The following is a 16,492-nucleotide window of genomic DNA, read 5'->3' as shown; positions in this document are numbered from 1 at the left end:
AGAAGCCACTTGGCCAACATTCAAAAGCGCCCCAACGGCAAATGGCGGGCCCGCTACCGCGACCTCGACGGCAAGGAGCACGCCCGCCACTTCGACCGCAAACTCGACGCCCAGCGCTGGCTCGACGAGGTCACGGCCAGCGTGGTCACCGGCCTTTACGTCGACCCGCGCGCGGGCAAGATCTCATTCGAGAAGTACGCGACGAAGTGGGAGGGCGAGCAGATCGCCGGTGAGGCGGGCACCCGTATCACCGACAACGCCCTGCGGGTTCACCTGATACCCGTGCTCGGCTCCTACGCGATGGCGTCCCTGCGCCGCAGCCACATCCAGGCCCTCTTCAAGAAGCTCTCCGAGCAACTCGGTCCCGGCAGCGTACGCAACGTCTACGACGTCCTGGTCCGCGTCATGACGGCGGCCGTCGAGGACAAGGTCATCGCCGTGACCCCCTGCAAGCGGATCACGCTCCCGTCCATGCCCGATGAGGAGTTCACTCCGCTCACCGTCGCGCAGGTCGAGGCGATGCTCGGATCGATGCCGCCGTACATCCGAACGGCGATCGTCGTCCTGGCCGGATCAGGCTTGCGCATAGGTGAGTTGCTCGGTCTCAAAGTCTCGGACGTCGACTTCAAGAGCGGCTCGATCCGTGTCGAGCGCCAGCGTCTCCAGTCCGGCCTGATCGGCCCGCCGAAGACCGGCAAGTCCCGGCGTACGGTCCCGGTGGGCGAGGTCGTCACGGATGCGCTCCTCACGCACCTGGCGGCACGGCCCTCGAAGGATTGGCTGTTCACGATGGAGGAGGGCGAGCCCCTCAACTACCGCCGCTGGAAGACGGAGTGGAACTGCGCCCGCAGGACGATCCAAGCAGCGGAGAGCGAAGCAGCCGACCGCGAGGGCCGCAAGCCCGTCGAGCTGCCGCACATGGTCACCCACGATCTGCGCCACTTCTACGCCTCCGCCCTCATCGCCGGCGGAGCGAGCGTCAAGCAGGTCCAGCTGGTCCTCGGCCACGCGTCCGCCGTCATCACGTTGCGGATCTACGCCCACCTGTGGCCGGGAGAAGAAGACCGCACCCGCTCCGTCATGGACGCCGTTCTCGGCGGCCTGCGGACCGGGTGCGGACAGGTAGGCGATGCAACCCGCGAAACCGCAGGTCAGACGGCCTAGCCATAGATCAAGCCTTCTTGGTCTCCCAGAAGATCGTGTCGATCTGGGCGATGTAGTCGAGCGCCTTCTGGCCCGTGGCCGGGTCGGACGAGCCCTTGGCGGCCGAGAGGGCCTTGAGGGTGTCGTTGACCAGCTGGTGCAGCTCCGGGTACTTCTCGAAGTGCGGGGGCTTGAAGTAGTCGCTCCAGAGCACCGATACGTGGTGCTTGGCGAGCTCCGCGCGCTGCTCCTTGATTCCGATGGCGCGAATCTGGAACTGCGCGTCGTCGTTGGCGGCCATCTTCTCCTGGACGGCCTTGACCGACTCCGCCTCGATGCGGGCCTGGGCCGGGTCGTACACACCGCAGGGGAGGTCGCAGTGGGCGCTGACCTTTACCTTGGGGGCAAACAGGCGGGAAAGCATGCAGCGGTCCTTCCTCGTGATCGTCTTCTCAGGTGGGACATTACTCCGTGAGAGACGGGTTTTCGCGAGTGCCCCCATGGGCTTAGGACAAAAGTCCAGGGTCAGACTGGGACTCGTGGAGGATTGGACCGGGGAGGTGCCGGTGATGCCGGAGCTGTCGCAGGAGAGTGAGCGGAGAAGGTCCATGGTGCCGTTGGGGGCGGCCGAGGTGACCGGGCCTTCGATGGTGCCAACGCTGTACCACGGGGACCGTCTGGTGGTGCAGTGGGGCGCGCGGGTGCGGGCCGGTGACGTCGTCGTGCTGCGGCATCCGTTCCAGCAGGATCTGCTGGTCGTCAAGCGGGCCGCCGAGCGGCGCGACGGCGGCTGGTGGGTGCTCGGGGACAACGCGTACGCGGGAGGGGACAGCACGGACTACGGCACGGTGCCCGAGGAACTCGTCCTGGGGAAGGTGTGGTTCCGCTACCGCCCGCCCAAGTTCGGGTCAGGCCGGCGTCCCGGTGAACGGGCAGGTCAGCGTTCGCCGTTCGCGGTGCTGCGCTGGGCCGTATCCGCCGCGCGCCCCGTGCTCGCCGACCGCGCCGTCTCCAAGCGCTTGCGGGCGCGGTAGGCGGCGACGTTGGCGCGGGTCGCGCAGCGGTCCGAGCAGTAGCGCCGGGAACGGTTTGTCGACGTGTCGAGATAGGCGTTGCGGCACGGTGCCGCCTCGCACAGGCCCAGGCGGTCCACTCCGTGTTCGGTGAGGTGGAAGGCGAGGCCCATCGCGGCGATCGCGGCGTACCCGGACGTCGCGTTCGACGGGTGGTCCGCCAAGTGCATGTGCCACAGCGGGTTGCCCTCGTCGTCGCGGTCGTCGTGGCCCGAGACCTGCGGGCTGACCGGGAACTCCATGAGCAGCGAGTTCAGCAGGTCGACCGCGAGGGTCTCGTCGCCGCTGTCGGCCGCCTCGAAGACGGCCCTGAGCCTGGCGCGCACCGAGCGGAAGCGGGTGACGTCGGAGTCCGTGGCGCGGCGTGCCGCCTGCGAACTGCCTCCGAACAGCTCGCGGACCGCCTCGACCGACGTCAGCGTGTCCGTGTTGCGACCCGGCTCCTCGCTGTTGACCAGACGTACGGCGTAGTCCGAGTAATAGGCCAGTTCCACTTGTAGTCCTTACCGGGGCGGGCTATCTTCGTCAGGTGCGTGAGTAACGGTTGCGCGTGCTTACAGGGTATTACGAGAGCGTATTACGTACTGGAGGGCTTCTGATGACGGAGACGGTGTCCGGGACCGACTGGCGCGCCTGGCAGGACAGCTGGGACCGGCAACAGGAGTGGTATCTGCCCGACCGCGAGGAGCGGTTCCGGGTCATGCTGGACATGGTCGAGGCCGTCGTCGGCACCGAACCGCGCGTCCTCGACCTCGCGTGCGGTACGGGGAGTATTACGGACCGGCTGCTCAAGAGGTTCCCGAACGCGATCAGCACGGGCGTCGACCTCGACCCGGCGCTCCTCGCCATCGCCGAGGGCACCTTCGCCGGTGACGACCGGGTCACCTTCGTCACCGCGGACCTCAAGGACCCGGAGTGGACGACCCAGCTTCCGTACGACTCGTACGACGCCGTCCTCACCGCCACCGCACTGCACTGGCTGCACAGTGAACCCCTCACCACCCTCTACGGGCAGATCGCCGGCGTCGTACGGGACGGCGGCGTCTTCCTCAACGCCGATCACATGCCCGACCCCGCGACTCCCCGCCTGAACGCCGCCGACAGCGCCCAGCGGCACGCCCGGATGGACCGGGCCAAGACCGGCGGCGCCGTGGACTGGCGGGAGTGGTGGCAGCTCGCGGCCAAGGACCCGGTCCTCGCGGAGCCCACCGCCAAGCGGTTCGAGATCTACGGCGAGCACGCGGACGGCGACACCCCGTCGCCTGAATGGCACGCGCGGACGCTGCGCGACGCGGGCTTCGGCGAGGCGCGGACGGTGTGGTCGTCGCCGTCCGATGCGATGGTGCTCGGTCTGAAGTAGCCCGCCCGCGTCACCCGAAGACGGGTGCGGGGGTCCGGCGATCGCGGCGTGCCACCGCGATCGCCGGATCGCGGGAGAGCACGGCCTGGTGCAGCAGCCGCAGTTCGCCGATCGGCGCCACACCGAGCTCGGCATCGAGCAGCGCGTGCAGCGCGCGGTAGGCGTCCAGGGCTTCCTTGGTGCGGCCCGACCTGTGAGTCCGCTGCCCGGCATCGGTCGGCGAACCGACTTGAACGGCCAGTGCCAGTGGCAGGACGACCGGCGCCTTCCGCATGGCTCCCATGAGTAGTCCTCCGTGGGGGAAAGAAAACAGGGCGGCCCGATCACCGCCGCAACGATGATCAGGCCGCCCCGCATACACGGCGCCATACACCGGCCATACACGGTCCGGTGGCTGTCGGTGTCAGAGGACCTTGGAGAGGAACCCCTTCGTGCGGTCGTGCTGAGGGTTCGTCAGTACGTCCCTGGGGTGACCGGACTCGACGACCACTCCGTCATCCATGAAGACGAGGTTGTCGCCGACCTCCCTGGCGAAGCCCATCTCGTGCGTGACGACGATCATCGTCATGCCGGACTCCGCGAGATCACGCATGACGTCGAGCACGTCGCCGACCAGCTCGGGGTCGAGCGCCGATGTCGGCTCGTCGAAGAGCATCAGCTTCGGGTCCATGGCCAGCGCGCGGGCGATCGCCACCCGCTGCTGCTGGCCGCCCGAGAGCTGTGAGGGGTAGCTCTTCGCCTTGTCGGCCAGACCGACGCGCTCCAGGAGCTGCCCGGCGCGTTCCTTCGCCGCCGCCTTCGTCTCGCCCTTGACCTGGACCGGCGCCTCCAGGATGTTCTCAAGGGCCGTCATATGGGGGAAGAGATTGAAGCGCTGGAAGACCATGCCGATGTCCCGGCGCTTCAGGGCGACTTCGCTGTCCTTGAGCTCGTACAGCTTGTCCCCCTTCTGGCGGTAGCCGACCAGTTCTCCGTCGACGTACAGCCGACCGGCGTTGATCTTCTCCAGGTGGTTGATGCAGCGCAGGAACGTCGACTTGCCGGAGCCGGACGGGCCGATGAGGCAGAAGACCTCGCCCGACTTGACCTCCAGGTCGATGCCCTTGAGCACCTCGACATTGCCGAAGGACTTGTGGACACCCTCGGACTTCACCATGGCGGTCATGCGACGCCTCCCTTCGGGCTGCCCAGAGAGAGCACGTTCGCCTTGATCTTCTGGAACGGTGTGCGCGGCAGCGAGCGGGACGAGCCGCGTGCGTAGTAACGCTCCAGGTAGAACTGTCCGATGCTGAGGACCGACGTCATGATCAGGTACCAGGTGGCGGCGAGCAGCAGCGCCTCCACCGTCGCGCCGGACGAGGTGCCGATGTCCTGGGCGTACCGCAGGAGTTCGAAGTACTGGACGGCGGCGACCAGTGAGGTCGTCTTCAGCATGTTGATGACTTCGTTGCCCGTCGGCGGCACGATCACGCGCATCGCCTGCGGCAGGACGATCCGGCGCAGCGTCTTGCCGTGGCTCATGCCGAGCGCGTGCGCCGCCTCGGTCTGGCCCTCGTCGACCGAGAGCAGGCCGGCGCGGCAGATCTCCGCCATGTACGCGGCCTCGTTGAGGCCCAGGCCGAGCAGCGCCGTCAGGAACGGCGTCATGAAGTCCGACCACTGGTCCTTGTAGATGGGACCGAGGTTGATCGTGTCGAAGACGAAGCCGAGGTTGAACCAGATGAAGAGCTGGACCAGGACCGGAGTGCCCCGGAAGAACCAGATGTAGAACCAGGCGATCGCCTGGGTCACCGGGTTCTTCGACAGGCGCATGACCGAGAGGAGGATGCCGCCGACCACGCCGATGAGCATCGACAGGACGGTCAGGAGCAGGGTCTCACGGACGCCCTTGACGATGCGCTCGTCGAAGAAGTTGTCCGGGATCGCGCCCCAGTTGATGTTGCCCCGCGCGAACGCGATGACGATTGCGGCGAGGGCGGCAATGGCGAGGATCGCGGCGAGATACCGGCCGTAGTGGCGGACCGGGACGGCCTTGATGGTCTCGGGCTCGGGGGACGGTGGGGTGTCCTCCGGGCCCTGCTTGATGATGTCGGTGGTCACGTGAGTGGCCTTTCAGCGACTGAGAGGGACGCGGTCACTTGCCGCCGTTGATCTTGGCTTCCTTGACCGCGCCGGCCTCGACGCCCCACTTGGAGATGATCTTGTCGTACTCGCCGTTCTTGACGATGGCGTCGAGTGCCGCCTTGATCGCGTCACGCAGCTCGGGGTTCTCCTTGGAGACCGCGATGCCGTACGGAGCGGCCTCGACCTGCTCGCCGACCAGCTGGAAGTCCTTGCCGCCGCCCGAGGTCTTCACCGCGTACGCGGCGACCGGGAAGTCCGAGGAGCCCGCGTCAGCGCCGCCCGAGCGCAGTCGGGTCTGGGCCTGCTGGTCGTTGTCGAAGGACTCGATGGCGATCTTCTTGCCGCCCTTGCACTTCTTCGACTCGGCCTTGGCCAGGTCGTGCGAGACGGTGCCGCGCTGGACGACGATCTTCTTGCCGCAGAGGTCGGCCCAGGTCTTGATGCCCTGGTCGTCGCCCTTCTTGGTGTAGATCGAGACGCCCGCTGTGAAGTAGTCGATGAAGTCGACGCCGGTGCCGATCTTCTTGCCGGTCTCCTCGTCGACGCCTTCCTGGCGGTTCTTGGTGTCGGTCATGGCCGACATGGCGACCTGGTAGCGCTTGGAGCGCAGACCGCCGAGCAAGGTGTCGAAGGTGCCGTTGTCGAACTGGAACTTCACGCCGAGCTGCTTGCCGAGCGCGTCGCCGAGGTCGGGGTCGATGCCGACGGTCTTGCCGGACTTGTCCTTGAACTCGACCGGCGGGTACGCGATGTCCGAACCGACCTTGATGACACCCGCGTCCCGGATGTCGGCGGGCAGCTTGTCCGCGAGCGGCGCGTCCTTGACCTTCCCCCCGCCGTTGTCCTTGGTCTGGTCTCCGCAGCCGGTGAGCAGCAGCGCACCGGCGACCGCGATCGCACCGACCGCGGACATCCGGGACTTCACGGACTTACCGCTGGTCGTACGACAGATGGAGCGTGCGGTCATGAGGGTCCTCCGGCGGATGAGGGAGTTGCCGAGTGGTCGTGCACACACCTTCGGGTGTCGCGACCTCGTGTGATGACGGCATCTTGCCATTCGGAGCGTCCGATTCTGGGTGCTGGAGATGTCAAAATCGGATAACGGGTGATCCTGGAACCCGGACAGGCCGGAACAACCGGGCCGTACCGGTCTGGAATGAAGTACCGCCATTTGAGATCTTCCGTGAATCTCGGGTGAATCTCGCGATGCGGACCGGCGGACTGCCCTCTTCGGCAGATCCGGCCGTCCTCGCCGGGAAGCCCGGCCGTCCTCTTCCGGAAATCCGGCAATGCTCTGCCGCCGCCCGCTCTTGTGGGACCACTACAAGGACCAGGGACGCCTCACGTAACCAATCCCACTCGCCCGTGGCAAGGACCGTCAGGTAGAAAGGTGCGTTACACCCCTCATCCGGGGCCCAGGGCGCGTGTGCGGCGCGCCCGCGTGTCTGTACCTCCCTCCGCCGACAGGCGGGGAACAGACGCGGTGCCCGCCCACTTCTCAACCAGGAGTGGACACCCTCAACTGATGATTTAAGACTTAAGGGGTAAGACAAGTGGCAGCGGAGATCGTCAATCCTCGCAGCGCCAGCAGTACGGGTCACGAAGGCGCTGAAGAGCCCTTCGATCCGGCGTTCGCGCTGCACCGTGGCGGCAAGATGGCCGTGCAGGCCACTGTGCCGGTGCGGAACAAGGACGACCTGTCCCTGGCGTACACGCCCGGCGTCGCGAAAGTGTGCACCGCGATCGCCGAGCAGCCGGAGCTGGTGAACGACTACACATGGAAGTCGAATGTCGTGGCCGTCGTCACCGACGGCACGGCCGTGCTCGGCCTCGGTGACATCGGCCCCGAGGCCTCCCTCCCCGTGATGGAGGGCAAGGCGATTCTGTTCAAGCAGTTCGGCGGCGTGGACGCGGTTCCGATCGCGCTCGCGACGACGGACACGGACGAGATCGTCGAGACCGTGGTGCGGCTCGCGCCGTCCTTCGGCGGTGTCAACCTCGAGGACATCTCGGCCCCGCGCTGCTTCGAGATCGAGCGCAAGCTCCAGGAGCGGCTCGACATCCCCGTCTTCCACGACGACCAGCACGGCACGGCGGTCGTGACGCTCGCCGCGCTGCGGAACGCGGCGAAGCTGACCGGGCGCACGCTCGGCGAGCTGCGCGCCGTGATCTCCGGTGCGGGTGCGGCCGGGGTCGCTATCGCCAAGTTCCTGCTCGAGGCGGGCCTCGGCGATGTGGCGGTCGCGGACCGCAAGGGCGTCGTGAGCCGGGACCGGGAGGACCTCACCCCGGTCAAGCGGGAGCTCGCGGAGCTCACCAACAAGGCCGGGCTCAGCGGTTCGCTCGAGAGTGCGCTCGCGGGTGCCGATGTGTTCATCGGTGTCTCGGGCGGCACCGTCCCCGAGCCCGCGGTCGCCTCCATGGCGCCCGACTCGTTCGTGTTCGCCATGGCCAACCCGAACCCCGAGGTGCACCCGGACATCGCCCACAAGTACGCGGCTGTCGTCGCGACGGGGCGTTCGGACTACCCGAACCAGATCAACAACGTCCTCGCCTTCCCCGGCATCTTCGCCGGGGCGCTCCAGGTGCGGGCGTCGCGGATCACCGAGGGCATGAAGATCGCCGCCGCGGAGGCGCTGGCCGGTGTGGTGGGCGATGAGCTGTCGGCCGACTACGTGATTCCCTCGCCGTTCGACGAGAGGGTCGCACCGGCTGTGACTGCCGCTGTGGCTGCTGCCGCTCGGGCCGAGGGCGTGGCTCGACGCTGAGCGGTGCGCTCGACGGTATGACCGCGCCCCCGTCTCGTACGCACGTGTTGCGTACGGCACGGGGGCGCGGTTGCGTACGGCACGGGGCGCGGCGTGTGTCACAGCCGTGCATGGTTACGTGCGGGTAGGGCGCCCGCCTATCGTCTGCCTCATGTTCGCCGCCTACGCCGCCCGCATCGACCGTGACCAGCCGCTCAGTGGCCTTGAGTTGGGGGAGCGTCCCGCCCCCGATGCCAGGGCCGGCTGGTCGACCGTGAATGTCAGGGCCGCCTCCCTCAATCACCATGACCTGTGGTCCCTGCGCGGGGTCGGCCTCGCCGAGGACAAGTTGCCGATGATCCTCGGCTGTGATGCCGCCGGGATCGACGAGGACGGCAATGAGGTCGTGCTGCACTCCGTCATCGGTCAGACCGGGTACGGAGTCGGGCCCCGCGAGGGTCGCTCGATCCTGACCGAGAAGTATCAGGGGACCTTCGCCGAGCAGGTCTCCGTCCCCACGTGGAATCTGCTGCCGAAGCCGAAGGAACTGTCGTTCGCGGAGGCGGCCTGTCTGCCGACCGCGTGGCTCACCGCGTACCGCATGCTCTTCACCAATGCCGGGGTGCGTCCCGGTGATTCGGTGCTTGTGCAGGGTGCCGGGGGCGGCGTCGCGACGGCCGCGATCGTGCTCGGCAAGGCGGCGGGGCTCCGGGTCTTCGCCACGAGCCGCGACGAGGCCAAGCGGAAGCGGGCCCTGGAGCTGGGCGCCGTGGAGGCTGTCGAGTCCGGTGCGCGGCTTCCGCAGCGGGTGGACGCCGTCATCGAGACGGTGGGGGCGGCGACGTGGTCGCACTCGATCAAGTCCCTCAAGCCGGGCGGCACTCTGGTGATCTCGGGCGCGACCAGCGGTGACCGGCCCTCGCACGCGGAGCTGACGCGGGTCTTCTTCCTGGAGCTGAAGATCGTCGGCTCGACCATGGGCTCCAAGGACGAGCTGGAGGACCTGCTCTCCTTCTGCGCCGCCACGGGCGTACGTCCCGTCATCGACGAGGTGCTGCCGCTCGACCGGGCGCGCGAGGGCTTCGAGCGGATGGAGTCGGGCGGGCAGTTCGGGAAGATCGTGCTCGAGGTCGGGTGATCTCACCGATCTCACCGATCTCGCTGGCCTCACCAGCCTCACCTTGGACCGTCGGCCTTGTCAATTACGGTTGACACCCACCTTCCGTCAACGTAAGTTGACACGCATGACCGAAGCTACGGATCTCGCCGAGCGTGCGGGTGACCGTGACCCACGAGTCGGACTGCGAGCCGTCTCCGCGCTGCGGAGGCTGGTGGAGCAGTTGGAGGCCGTGCAGGTGCGCAGTGCGCGTCTGCAGGGCTGGTCGTGGCAGGGGATCGCCGCGGAGCTCGGAGTGAGCAGGCAGGCCGTGCACAAGAAGTACGGGAGGCAATGATGTTCGAGCGGTTCACGAAGGACGCCCGCGCCGTGGTCAAGGGTGCGGTCGACCATGCCGAGGGCGAGGGCGCCGACTCCGTCGACGACGGGCACATGCTGCTCGCGCTGCTCGACCGCGAGGCGAGCCGGGCGTCCTTCGCCCTGGCCTCACTCGGGGCCACGCGTCGCCGGGACTCGATCGAGGGAGCCCTTGGCGAGGCACGGCGCCGCGGGGGTCTTTCGCAGGCCGACACGGAGGCCCTGGCCGAGCTCGGCATCGACGTGTCCGAGATCGTGTCCCGGGTCGAGGAGACTCATGGCGTGGGCGCGTTGGCGGGCGGGCGCAGGGCCGGGCGGTCCGGCCTCGGCTGGACCGGGCGCCTGCCCTTCACCCGCGAGGCCAAGGACACCCTGGAGAAGTCCCTGCGCATCGCCACCGCTCGCCGGGACCGGCACATCGGCGACGAGCACATCTTGTTCGCCCTCACTGTCCGCCCCGGGCCCATCAGCGAGGTGCTTGCGGATCATGGCGTGACGCATGAGTCGGTGGAGAGGGTGCTGTACGGCGGGGGCGCCGAGTAGGAGTGGCGTCGCGCCATGCACAGCTCTGCCCTCCCTCGGGCGTCCTCCCTCAGGCGTCGGCGCCGAGTCCCGGAGCGCCGACGCCGCCCTCTCTGTCGACCGCCCAGGTCACGCCTTCGGTGTGCGCAGTGTCGCGGCGATGTGGGCCGCCGCCGCAGACAAGTGCCGTCGGGCGTCCCGGAGTTGGTCCTCCGTCACGCCGTGGTCCCGGGCCGCGTCGCGGATGTCGTCGCGGAAGCGGTCCAGGAGGCGGTCCAGGTCGCGTTCCGGGTGGCCGGTGCTGTCGTCCTGGGCCCAGTCCGGGACATACTCCGTAGGGACCTCGTCCTCGCGGTCCACCGTGAACTTGGGCTCCTCGGCGGTCGCCCGCGTGCCCTTGCCGCCCTTGCGGCCGAAGTCGTGGCCTGCGTTCTTTCCGAACTCGCCGAACTCCTTGGCCAGTTCCGTCAGGCCCTCGCGGACCCCCGTCGGCCAGTCGCCCCGCGTGAAGTGGTCCTGCACCTGGTCCTGGACGCGCCGTGCGATGCGCTGCACCTCCTCCTGAGCCTGGGCGTGCGCGGTTTCCTGCGCCGTCTGGGCCTGGCGGCGGGCGCGCTGGGCTTCCTCGCGTGCCCGGCGGGTCTCGTCCTTCGCGCGCCGCGCCTGGTCCTTCCACTCCTGCTTGGCGCGCTTGAACTCCTCCTTTGCCTGGCGCCAGCCCTCCTTGTCGCCCCAGGAGCCGTCGAAGAAGTCGGAGGCGTCCGGGAAGGCCTTCCCCGCGGCGGAGCCGCTCTTGCCATCGGACGTGCCGGACGTGCCGCCGGACGCACGGGCCTCCTTGGCCGCCTCCCGCATCTCGCGGCGGAGCTCACCGGCCGCGCCCCGCACGCCGTCCCGGATCTCGGCCGCGAGCTCGGCGACCGAATCGCGGATCTCCAGCTCCAGGTCGGCCAGCTCGCCTCTGCGGTCGGCCAGTTCGGCGCGGCCCGCGTCCGTGATGGCGTAGACCTTGCGGCCGCCCTCCGTGGTGTGCGTGACCAGGCCCTCTGCCTCCAGCTTGGCCAGGCGCGGGTAGACCGTGCCCGCCGAAGGGGCGTAAAGCCCCTGGAAGCGCTCTTCCAGGAGGCGGATCACCTCATAGCCGTGGCGCGGGGCCTCGTCGAGGAGCTTGAGCAGGTACAGGCGCAGTCGGCCGTGGGCGAACACGGGGGCCATCTCAGAGCACCTTCTTGTCGGTCGGGGCGGCGTCGTCCGTCGGGGTGGCGTCGTCCGTCGAGGGCGTGGTCGGAAGGACGGCGTCGGATGGATCTTCCTCTGTCGGCGGCCTGCGCAGCAGCGCGATGGATCCCGAGACCGTCGTCGCCTTGAGCTTTCCGCTGCCCGAGCCCAGGCGGCCGGTGATCCTCTTGGCCCCCCACTGGCCGCTGACGCGCAGATCCTCGAACGCGTTGGACACCGAGCCGCTCGCGGTGTTCGCCTCCACGTCCGCGTCCGTCGGATGGGGAAGCCGGATCGCGATCTCGCCCGAGACGTTCGTCAGGCCGATGTCGGTCGGGGCGCCCGCCGGGTCGAGGTCCACGATCATCGAGCCGCTCACGGAATCGGCCCGAACGGAGGAGCCCGCGCCCTCGAAGACGGTCAGGTCACCGGAGACCGAGTTGAACCGCAGGTCGCCGGTGATGCCCTGGGCCTCCACGCTGCCGGAGACCGTGTCGGCGCGGACGGGTCCCGAGAGGCCGACGAAGGTGGTGTCGCCGGTGACGCCCTTGACCTCCGTGGGTCCTTCGATCCCCGAGACCACGGCGCCCGCCCCGACGACGCCCACCTCTACCCGGGTGCCCGCGGGGACGGCCAGGGAGACCACCACGCTGCGGCGCCAGCCCTTGCGGTCGAGCCACTTGAGGAAGCCCTTCCAGGGCAGGTCGTCATACGCCACGGACAGGGTGCCTTCCGACTGCGTGACGGTCAGGGGCGGGCCCTCTATCTCGGAGACCTCGAGCCTGGCGGAAACTTCGTCGGTGCCCACGACGTTCACTGTTCCGTTGACGACGCGCACCTGGAGTGTTGTCACTGGGGCGTCGAAGGTGAGCTTCTTGGGCTCGGCGACGGACCACTCTGACATCGGGCTGACCTCCTGGGGTGAGCCGGGCGGCAGGGCCTGACGGCCTCTGACACCCTGGACGGCAACGCGCCATATCGCGTCTCTGAGATACACGATATATCGCGGTTGCGGAAAGTCAAGACACTGTCGCTTCTCAGCGCCGAATATGGTGATTTGACCTAGCGTGGGGCCATGTCGTCCGATGCTTTCGAGGCTTTCGAGCGTGCTTCCTTCTCCGAGCGCGCCGCCGCCGGTGCCCTCCTGCTCTGCCGGGCCGACCTCGACGCGGTCGAGCCCGCGGCACGCCTGTTGCGCGAGCGGCTGCTGCTCGCCCCGGCGGGGCGCGAGTGGAGTGTGCTCGTCCCTGAGGGCAAGCCCTGGGTGCACGGTGACGAACCCGTTGACCGGGTGCTCACGGGGTGGGCCACCGCGCTCGCCGTCGGGTCGACCTGGCCCGTGCTCGCCCTGTGGTGGGACTCCGACCGGTCCGGCTTCACGCTCGCGGCGGGCTTCCGGCGCACGGTCGGCTACGAATGGCTGGCGAACGGGACGCCCGTCGGCGAGGGCGAGGCCCTGCGTACCTTCGCCGCGCGGCTCGGGCTCGACCCCGTCCTCGACATGCAGGCGCTTGAGGCCCTGGGGCGCCCGAACACGGACGCCGACGCCGACGCCGACGCCCGTGCGCGGATGCTGGGGCTGCTCGCCGTGCTCACGCGGGCCGGAGCGGCCCTGCCGACAGGCCTGAGCCCCGGCGAACCCGCCGACCGGTTGCGGGCGGTGGCCCACGTGGTGCCGGGGGTGCGGCAGGTCGAGTGGTCGGGGTGGCGGGACGCGGTACGGGCGGAGCTCGACGTCGTGGAGCGCGGCCGTCTCGGGCCGTGGCTACGGGGACCCAGGGCCCGCGCGCTGGCCGCGGCGCAGCTGGCCGCGGGGCTGCCGGTGGCGGCGTGGGCCGTACGGCGGCGCAGTGCGGGATGGGCGGCCGCGGCGCTGCTGCTGCTGGCGCAGGGGGCGTTGGGCTTCGCCTACGACCGCGTACGGGCGGCTGACGCCGGGCCTTGCGGGGGCGGTTCGGGGGCTACGCGCAAGGCCGCCTGAACCGGCGCGTACCGCCTACCTGAACCGGCGCGTACCGCCTACCTGAACCGGCGCGTACCGCCTACCTGAACCGGCGCGTACCTCCTACGTGAACCGCTGCGACCGCCTACTCGTCCTCGTCCTCGTCGTCATCCAGCCGGGCCAGCCACGTCGCGAGGCGCTCTACCGGGACCTCGAAGTCGGGGTTGAGGTCCACGAAGGTGCGGAGCTGCTCGGCGAGCCACTCGAAGGTGACTTCCTCCTCGCCGCGCCGCTTCTCAAGCTCCTCGATGCCACGGTCGGTGAAGTACAAGGGGGGCTCCGCTGGGCTCGAAAACGCTGTGTCTCAGCCAGGATAAGGGTCGTTCCCTCGCTCTTGCCCCCTGCATGGAGTTAGCCTGCTCCTCCTTGTCATGGGGGTAACGGGGGTCTTTTGTGACGGATGGGATCGCACAGATTCGGCTCGACGACGGCACCGCCGTCTGGGCGCGCATCACCGAGGCACAGGAAATCGACAGCGGCGGCTACCGGGACACCGGAGTCGGTGACCGCGTCATCGACATGGCGAGCGGACTCGGCGACATCGTGAGCGGGGTGGTGGGCTCCCTGCGCTCCGGGCTCGGACCCTCTGGTTCCGTCGAGGTCGCCGTGAACTTCGGCATCGAGCTGTCCGCGCAGGCCGGCAAGGTCATCAGTGTCCTCGCCGACGGCAGCGGCAAGGCGTCCGTGTCCGTGTCGCTGACCTGGACGGAACCCGCGGCCACGGCGACAGGCGCGGAATGAGCGCCGTACAGGGGATAGTGCGCCCCTCGCTCGCGCGCATCGTGGAGCCTGGTGGGGGGTATGAGCAGCATGGTGACCACTACTGGGGTTCGGGCTTCTTCATCGCCCCGGGATGGTTGCTGACCTGCGCCCATGTCGTGGGAAAGGGGGGAGCCGCAGTGTGGCGGAGCGAAGAAGCCGTCGGCGTCGTCTGGCAGGGCGGCACCGCCACGGGCAGGGTCGTCCTCGCCAAGCCCCGGCCCTCGGTCCCTGAGGGGAACCGGTCGCGCTGGGAGTTCCCCGACATCGCCCTGGTCCACGTCCCGGGCGCGCGCGATGCCCCGTGCGTCTGGCTGAGCGAGCGGCCCCCGTCCATCCCCGCCGAGATCAGCCTGCACGGCTGGTCGCGGGAGACCGGCGATCTCGGAGTGCGCGACGGGCTCGGCACGGCACAGGCGCTGGACACCAGGGCGCTGCTCCTGACCGGCGTCCTGCCCGTCGAGGGAGTCTCCGGCGGGCCCGTCATCGACCGGGAGTCCGGAGCCGTCATCGCCCTGGTCAAGGGGGTCGGCCGCAGCGAGGGCGCCGCCGTCCCGGTCACCGCCCTGCACGAGCTGTACGACCTCCCGGGCGGCGACGTACTGCACACGGTCATGAGTGAACACGACCGCCATCACCTGCGCCGCTACCGCGCGGGCGGGCCCGACGACTGGACGCGCACCCAGCTCAAGCTGCGCACCCGCGGCGCACCCGGACTCACCCCGGACCTGCGGGTTCACCTCTACGGCCGCCTCGCCGAACTCCCGCCGCCCGGTGGCCCCGGCGAGGTCATGGATCTCGTACACGAAGTGAAGTGCCGTGTCCTCGCGGACGATTACCGCTCACCCATCGAGTACGACCCGCGCACCTGGCGCGAGGGCGCCGGTCTTCTGCACGACCTGCCCGACATCCGAGGCACGGCGAATTCGCGCGAACTCGACCTCGACGCGGTGTTGTTGTACGCCGCGAAGGTCGCCCGGCACACCACGCTCACCCGTCGTGACGCGGCCTCCGCGGACGCGCTGCGTGACCTCGCCGACTGGCTGGCGTACGGGTCCGGGATGGCCCGCGGCCCGATCGCCGAGGAGATCGCCCTCGCCCTCGCCCCGATCCTGAACGGCACCGACACCCAGGCCCCACCCGTCGCCTCCGTACGGGAGAACCGCCCCCAGGCCCGTGCGGACGTCCTCGTCGACATCGGCGACCCCGGCTACGACAACCGCTACCCGTGGAGCGTCAAGCTGCTGTACGACGGCCGCGACGTGAGCCCGCTGGACGGCAGCGACCGCGGCGTGCCGCGCTCCAAGCTGCACGAGACCCTGCGCGGACCGCTCGCCGCCGCGCTGCGCCTCGGCGACAGCGGGGAGAACCTGGCCGCCGTCGAGGCCCTGCTGCCCCGGCAGTTGTTCGACGAACCGCTCGACGCCTGGCGCCTGATACCGGACGGTGCCGACGACGACGAGGCCTACGACGAGTGGGACCCGCCCTACATGCCGCTCGGCCGACGCCGGGTCGTCGTCATCCGCGACCGCAGGCGCAACGGGAGAGACGTCATCCCCGAGTGGCGGCGGTTGTGGAACGCCGCCGTCGACGGCCCGCTGGCCGCCGTGCCGTTGCGCGACGAGGCCGTGACATCGGGCCATGCGCCGTCCGTACGCCGTGAGAGCAAGCCCGCGGCGTTCGGCAGACTCATGGGAGCCGAGCGCGGTTCCGTGCCCGTCTACTGCGGGCATGTCGGCCATGGCGACGGCTTCGCCGCCATGGCCACCGCGCTCGCCGCCGGACACCCGCTGGTCCTGTGGCGCCGCGACGGCCAGGACCACGGCGACTGCCAGGAGTTCCACCGCCGGGCCGGTGGATTTCTGGCCAAGGTCGGCAACGCCGCCGGACTCCGCGACCGCATCCAGGAACTGCGCGTCCACGCCAGCACGCCGGAGCGGGCCGCCGACTCCGGATGGGCCGACGGCATCGCCGTTCTGTTCGACCCGCCCGATCGCCCGCCCTACGGCACCGAAGCCGTCTCTCCACCGACCATCGAGACCTGATGGACCGTCAAACCGCAGAATGGGG

The 16,492-nt window shown here is 69.3% G+C and carries 19 protein-coding genes; 10 read left to right on the top strand and 9 right to left on the bottom strand.

The features are described 5' to 3' along the window. Window positions 1-9 precede the first annotated feature (9 nt). The gene (locus tag ACGFSB_RS29675; RefSeq protein ID WP_393405576.1) at window positions 10-1,164 is read left to right on the top strand and encodes a tyrosine-type recombinase/integrase; all 1,155 of its coding nucleotides are present in this window, start codon (window positions 10-12) and stop codon (window positions 1,162-1,164) included. Window positions 1,165-1,171: 7 nt separating this feature from the next. Here ACGFSB_RS29675 and sodN read toward each other — a convergent pair whose 3' ends face one another. Continuing rightward, window positions 1,172-1,567, bottom strand: coding sequence for a superoxide dismutase, Ni (gene sodN / locus ACGFSB_RS29670; RefSeq protein ID WP_393405574.1), 396 nt, complete (start codon window positions 1,565-1,567; stop codon window positions 1,172-1,174). A 145-nt stretch (window positions 1,568-1,712) separates the two neighbouring features. On the opposite strand from sodN, the gene sodX reads away from it, so the two are divergent. Continuing rightward, window positions 1,713-2,177, top strand: coding sequence for a nickel-type superoxide dismutase maturation protease (gene sodX, locus ACGFSB_RS29665; RefSeq protein ID WP_393405891.1), 465 nt, complete (start codon window positions 1,713-1,715; stop codon window positions 2,175-2,177). On the opposite strand, the gene ACGFSB_RS29660 is transcribed toward sodX, so the two are convergent. Beyond that, entirely contained in the window at window positions 2,081-2,710 is a 630-nt protein-coding gene (locus tag ACGFSB_RS29660; RefSeq protein WP_393405572.1) for a CGNR zinc finger domain-containing protein, read from the bottom strand. The two genes, sodX and ACGFSB_RS29660, sit on opposite strands and share 97 nt — an antisense overlap. Window positions 2,711-2,814: 104 nt before the next feature. Here ACGFSB_RS29660 and ACGFSB_RS29655 point away from each other — a divergent pair, with 104 nt between their 5' ends. After that, window positions 2,815-3,576, top strand: a complete 762-nt coding sequence (locus ACGFSB_RS29655; protein WP_393405570.1) for a class I SAM-dependent methyltransferase — start codon at window positions 2,815-2,817, stop codon at window positions 3,574-3,576. A gap of 10 nt (window positions 3,577-3,586) precedes the next feature. Here the strand turns inward: ACGFSB_RS29655 and ACGFSB_RS29650 are convergent, their stop codons facing one another. The 4 genes from ACGFSB_RS29650 to ACGFSB_RS29635 form a co-directional block, all read right to left on the bottom strand. Then, complete coding sequence (locus ACGFSB_RS29650; RefSeq protein WP_393405568.1) at window positions 3,587-3,859, bottom strand: BTAD domain-containing putative transcriptional regulator; 273 nt, start codon at window positions 3,857-3,859, stop codon at window positions 3,587-3,589. 120 nt (window positions 3,860-3,979) lie between these two features. Then, the gene (locus ACGFSB_RS29645; protein ID WP_393405566.1) at window positions 3,980-4,741 is read right to left on the bottom strand and encodes an amino acid ABC transporter ATP-binding protein; all 762 of its coding nucleotides are present in this window, start codon (window positions 4,739-4,741) and stop codon (window positions 3,980-3,982) included. Then, on the bottom strand, window positions 4,738-5,676 hold the full coding sequence (locus ACGFSB_RS29640; protein ID WP_393405564.1) for an amino acid ABC transporter permease: 939 nt from the start codon (window positions 5,674-5,676) through the stop codon (window positions 4,738-4,740). The genes ACGFSB_RS29645 and ACGFSB_RS29640 overlap by 4 nt, the downstream gene beginning before the upstream one ends. A gap of 34 nt (window positions 5,677-5,710) precedes the next feature. Continuing rightward, the gene (locus tag ACGFSB_RS29635; RefSeq protein WP_393405562.1) at window positions 5,711-6,667 is read right to left on the bottom strand and encodes an ABC transporter substrate-binding protein; all 957 of its coding nucleotides are present in this window, start codon (window positions 6,665-6,667) and stop codon (window positions 5,711-5,713) included. A 586-nt stretch (window positions 6,668-7,253) separates the two neighbouring features. Between ACGFSB_RS29635 and ACGFSB_RS29630 the strand changes: the two genes are divergently transcribed. The 4 genes from ACGFSB_RS29630 (at window position 7,254) to ACGFSB_RS29615 (ending at window position 10,464) form a co-directional block, all read left to right on the top strand. After that, window positions 7,254-8,468, top strand: a complete 1,215-nt coding sequence (locus tag ACGFSB_RS29630) for an NADP-dependent malic enzyme (RefSeq protein WP_393405560.1) — start codon at window positions 7,254-7,256, stop codon at window positions 8,466-8,468. Window positions 8,469-8,619: 151 nt separating this feature from the next. Further along, on the top strand, window positions 8,620-9,585 hold the full coding sequence (locus tag ACGFSB_RS29625) for a zinc-binding dehydrogenase (RefSeq protein WP_393405558.1): 966 nt from the start codon (window positions 8,620-8,622) through the stop codon (window positions 9,583-9,585). Between the two features lie 106 nt (window positions 9,586-9,691). Next, a complete protein-coding gene (locus ACGFSB_RS29620) occupies window positions 9,692-9,901 on the top strand; it encodes a helix-turn-helix domain-containing protein (RefSeq protein WP_190081985.1) in 210 nt (69 codons plus the stop codon). After that, on the top strand, window positions 9,901-10,464 hold the full coding sequence (locus ACGFSB_RS29615; RefSeq protein WP_393405889.1) for a Clp protease N-terminal domain-containing protein: 564 nt from the start codon (window positions 9,901-9,903) through the stop codon (window positions 10,462-10,464). Before ACGFSB_RS29620 ends, ACGFSB_RS29615 begins: the two co-directional genes overlap by 1 nt. 108 nt (window positions 10,465-10,572) lie before the next feature. On the opposite strand, the gene ACGFSB_RS29610 is transcribed toward ACGFSB_RS29615, so the two are convergent. Together ACGFSB_RS29610 and ACGFSB_RS29605 are read right to left on the bottom strand one after the other, a co-directional pair. Further along, window positions 10,573-11,658: a helix-turn-helix transcriptional regulator gene (locus ACGFSB_RS29610; protein ID WP_393405556.1), complete on the bottom strand. Its 1,086-nt coding sequence runs from the start codon at window positions 11,656-11,658 to the stop codon at window positions 10,573-10,575. Window position 11,659: 1 nt separating this feature from the next. Further along, on the bottom strand, window positions 11,660-12,565 hold the full coding sequence (locus ACGFSB_RS29605) for a DUF4097 domain-containing protein (RefSeq protein ID WP_393405554.1): 906 nt from the start codon (window positions 12,563-12,565) through the stop codon (window positions 11,660-11,662). Between the two features lie 171 nt (window positions 12,566-12,736). Between ACGFSB_RS29605 and ACGFSB_RS29600 the strand changes: the two genes are divergently transcribed. After that, window positions 12,737-13,642 (top strand): hypothetical protein, encoded by a 906-nt coding sequence (locus ACGFSB_RS29600; protein WP_393405552.1) that lies wholly within the window; start codon window positions 12,737-12,739, stop codon window positions 13,640-13,642. A 106-nt stretch (window positions 13,643-13,748) separates the two neighbouring features. On the opposite strand, the gene ACGFSB_RS29595 is transcribed toward ACGFSB_RS29600, so the two are convergent. After that, window positions 13,749-13,934 carry a DUF6104 family protein gene (locus ACGFSB_RS29595; protein ID WP_018102711.1) on the bottom strand — a complete coding sequence of 62 codons (186 nt, stop codon included), beginning with the start codon at window positions 13,932-13,934 and terminating at the stop codon, window positions 13,749-13,751. Between the two features lie 122 nt (window positions 13,935-14,056). On the opposite strand from ACGFSB_RS29595, the gene ACGFSB_RS29590 reads away from it, so the two are divergent. Next, on the top strand, window positions 14,057-14,404 hold the full coding sequence (locus tag ACGFSB_RS29590; RefSeq protein WP_393405550.1) for a CU044_2847 family protein: 348 nt from the start codon (window positions 14,057-14,059) through the stop codon (window positions 14,402-14,404). Beyond that, window positions 14,401-16,467, top strand: coding sequence for a trypsin-like peptidase domain-containing protein (locus ACGFSB_RS29585; RefSeq protein ID WP_393405548.1), 2,067 nt, complete (start codon window positions 14,401-14,403; stop codon window positions 16,465-16,467). The genes ACGFSB_RS29590 and ACGFSB_RS29585 overlap by 4 nt, the downstream gene beginning before the upstream one ends. Window positions 16,468-16,492: the final 25 nt, after the last annotated feature.

Source organism: Streptomyces sp. NPDC048441, assembly GCF_043200235.1.
Taxonomy (GTDB): domain Bacteria; phylum Actinomycetota; class Actinomycetes; order Streptomycetales; family Streptomycetaceae; genus Streptomyces.
This window is presented reverse-complemented; position numbering and strand designations above follow the sequence as displayed.

Coding starts and splice junctions, on each gene's coding strand:
- ACGFSB_RS29650 (WP_393405568.1), bottom strand. CDS start 3,859: ATGGGAGCCATGCGGAAGGCGCCGGTCGTCCTGCCACTGGCACTGGCC.
- ACGFSB_RS29605 (WP_393405554.1), bottom strand. CDS start 12,565: ATGTCAGAGTGGTCCGTCGCCGAGCCCAAGAAGCTCACCTTCGACGCC.
- ACGFSB_RS29600 (WP_393405552.1), top strand. CDS start 12,737: ATGTCGTCCGATGCTTTCGAGGCTTTCGAGCGTGCTTCCTTCTCCGAG.
- ACGFSB_RS29620 (WP_190081985.1), top strand. CDS start 9,692: ATGACCGAAGCTACGGATCTCGCCGAGCGTGCGGGTGACCGTGACCCA.
- ACGFSB_RS29655 (WP_393405570.1), top strand. CDS start 2,815: ATGACGGAGACGGTGTCCGGGACCGACTGGCGCGCCTGGCAGGACAGC.
- ACGFSB_RS29635 (WP_393405562.1), bottom strand. CDS start 6,667: ATGACCGCACGCTCCATCTGTCGTACGACCAGCGGTAAGTCCGTGAAG.
- ACGFSB_RS29615 (WP_393405889.1), top strand. CDS start 9,901: ATGTTCGAGCGGTTCACGAAGGACGCCCGCGCCGTGGTCAAGGGTGCG.
- ACGFSB_RS29585 (WP_393405548.1), top strand. CDS start 14,401: ATGAGCGCCGTACAGGGGATAGTGCGCCCCTCGCTCGCGCGCATCGTG.
- ACGFSB_RS29610 (WP_393405556.1), bottom strand. CDS start 11,658: ATGGCCCCCGTGTTCGCCCACGGCCGACTGCGCCTGTACCTGCTCAAG.
- ACGFSB_RS29645 (WP_393405566.1), bottom strand. CDS start 4,741: ATGACCGCCATGGTGAAGTCCGAGGGTGTCCACAAGTCCTTCGGCAAT.
- ACGFSB_RS29625 (WP_393405558.1), top strand. CDS start 8,620: ATGTTCGCCGCCTACGCCGCCCGCATCGACCGTGACCAGCCGCTCAGT.
- sodN (WP_393405574.1), bottom strand. CDS start 1,567: ATGCTTTCCCGCCTGTTTGCCCCCAAGGTAAAGGTCAGCGCCCACTGC.
- sodX (WP_393405891.1), top strand. CDS start 1,713: ATGCCGGAGCTGTCGCAGGAGAGTGAGCGGAGAAGGTCCATGGTGCCG.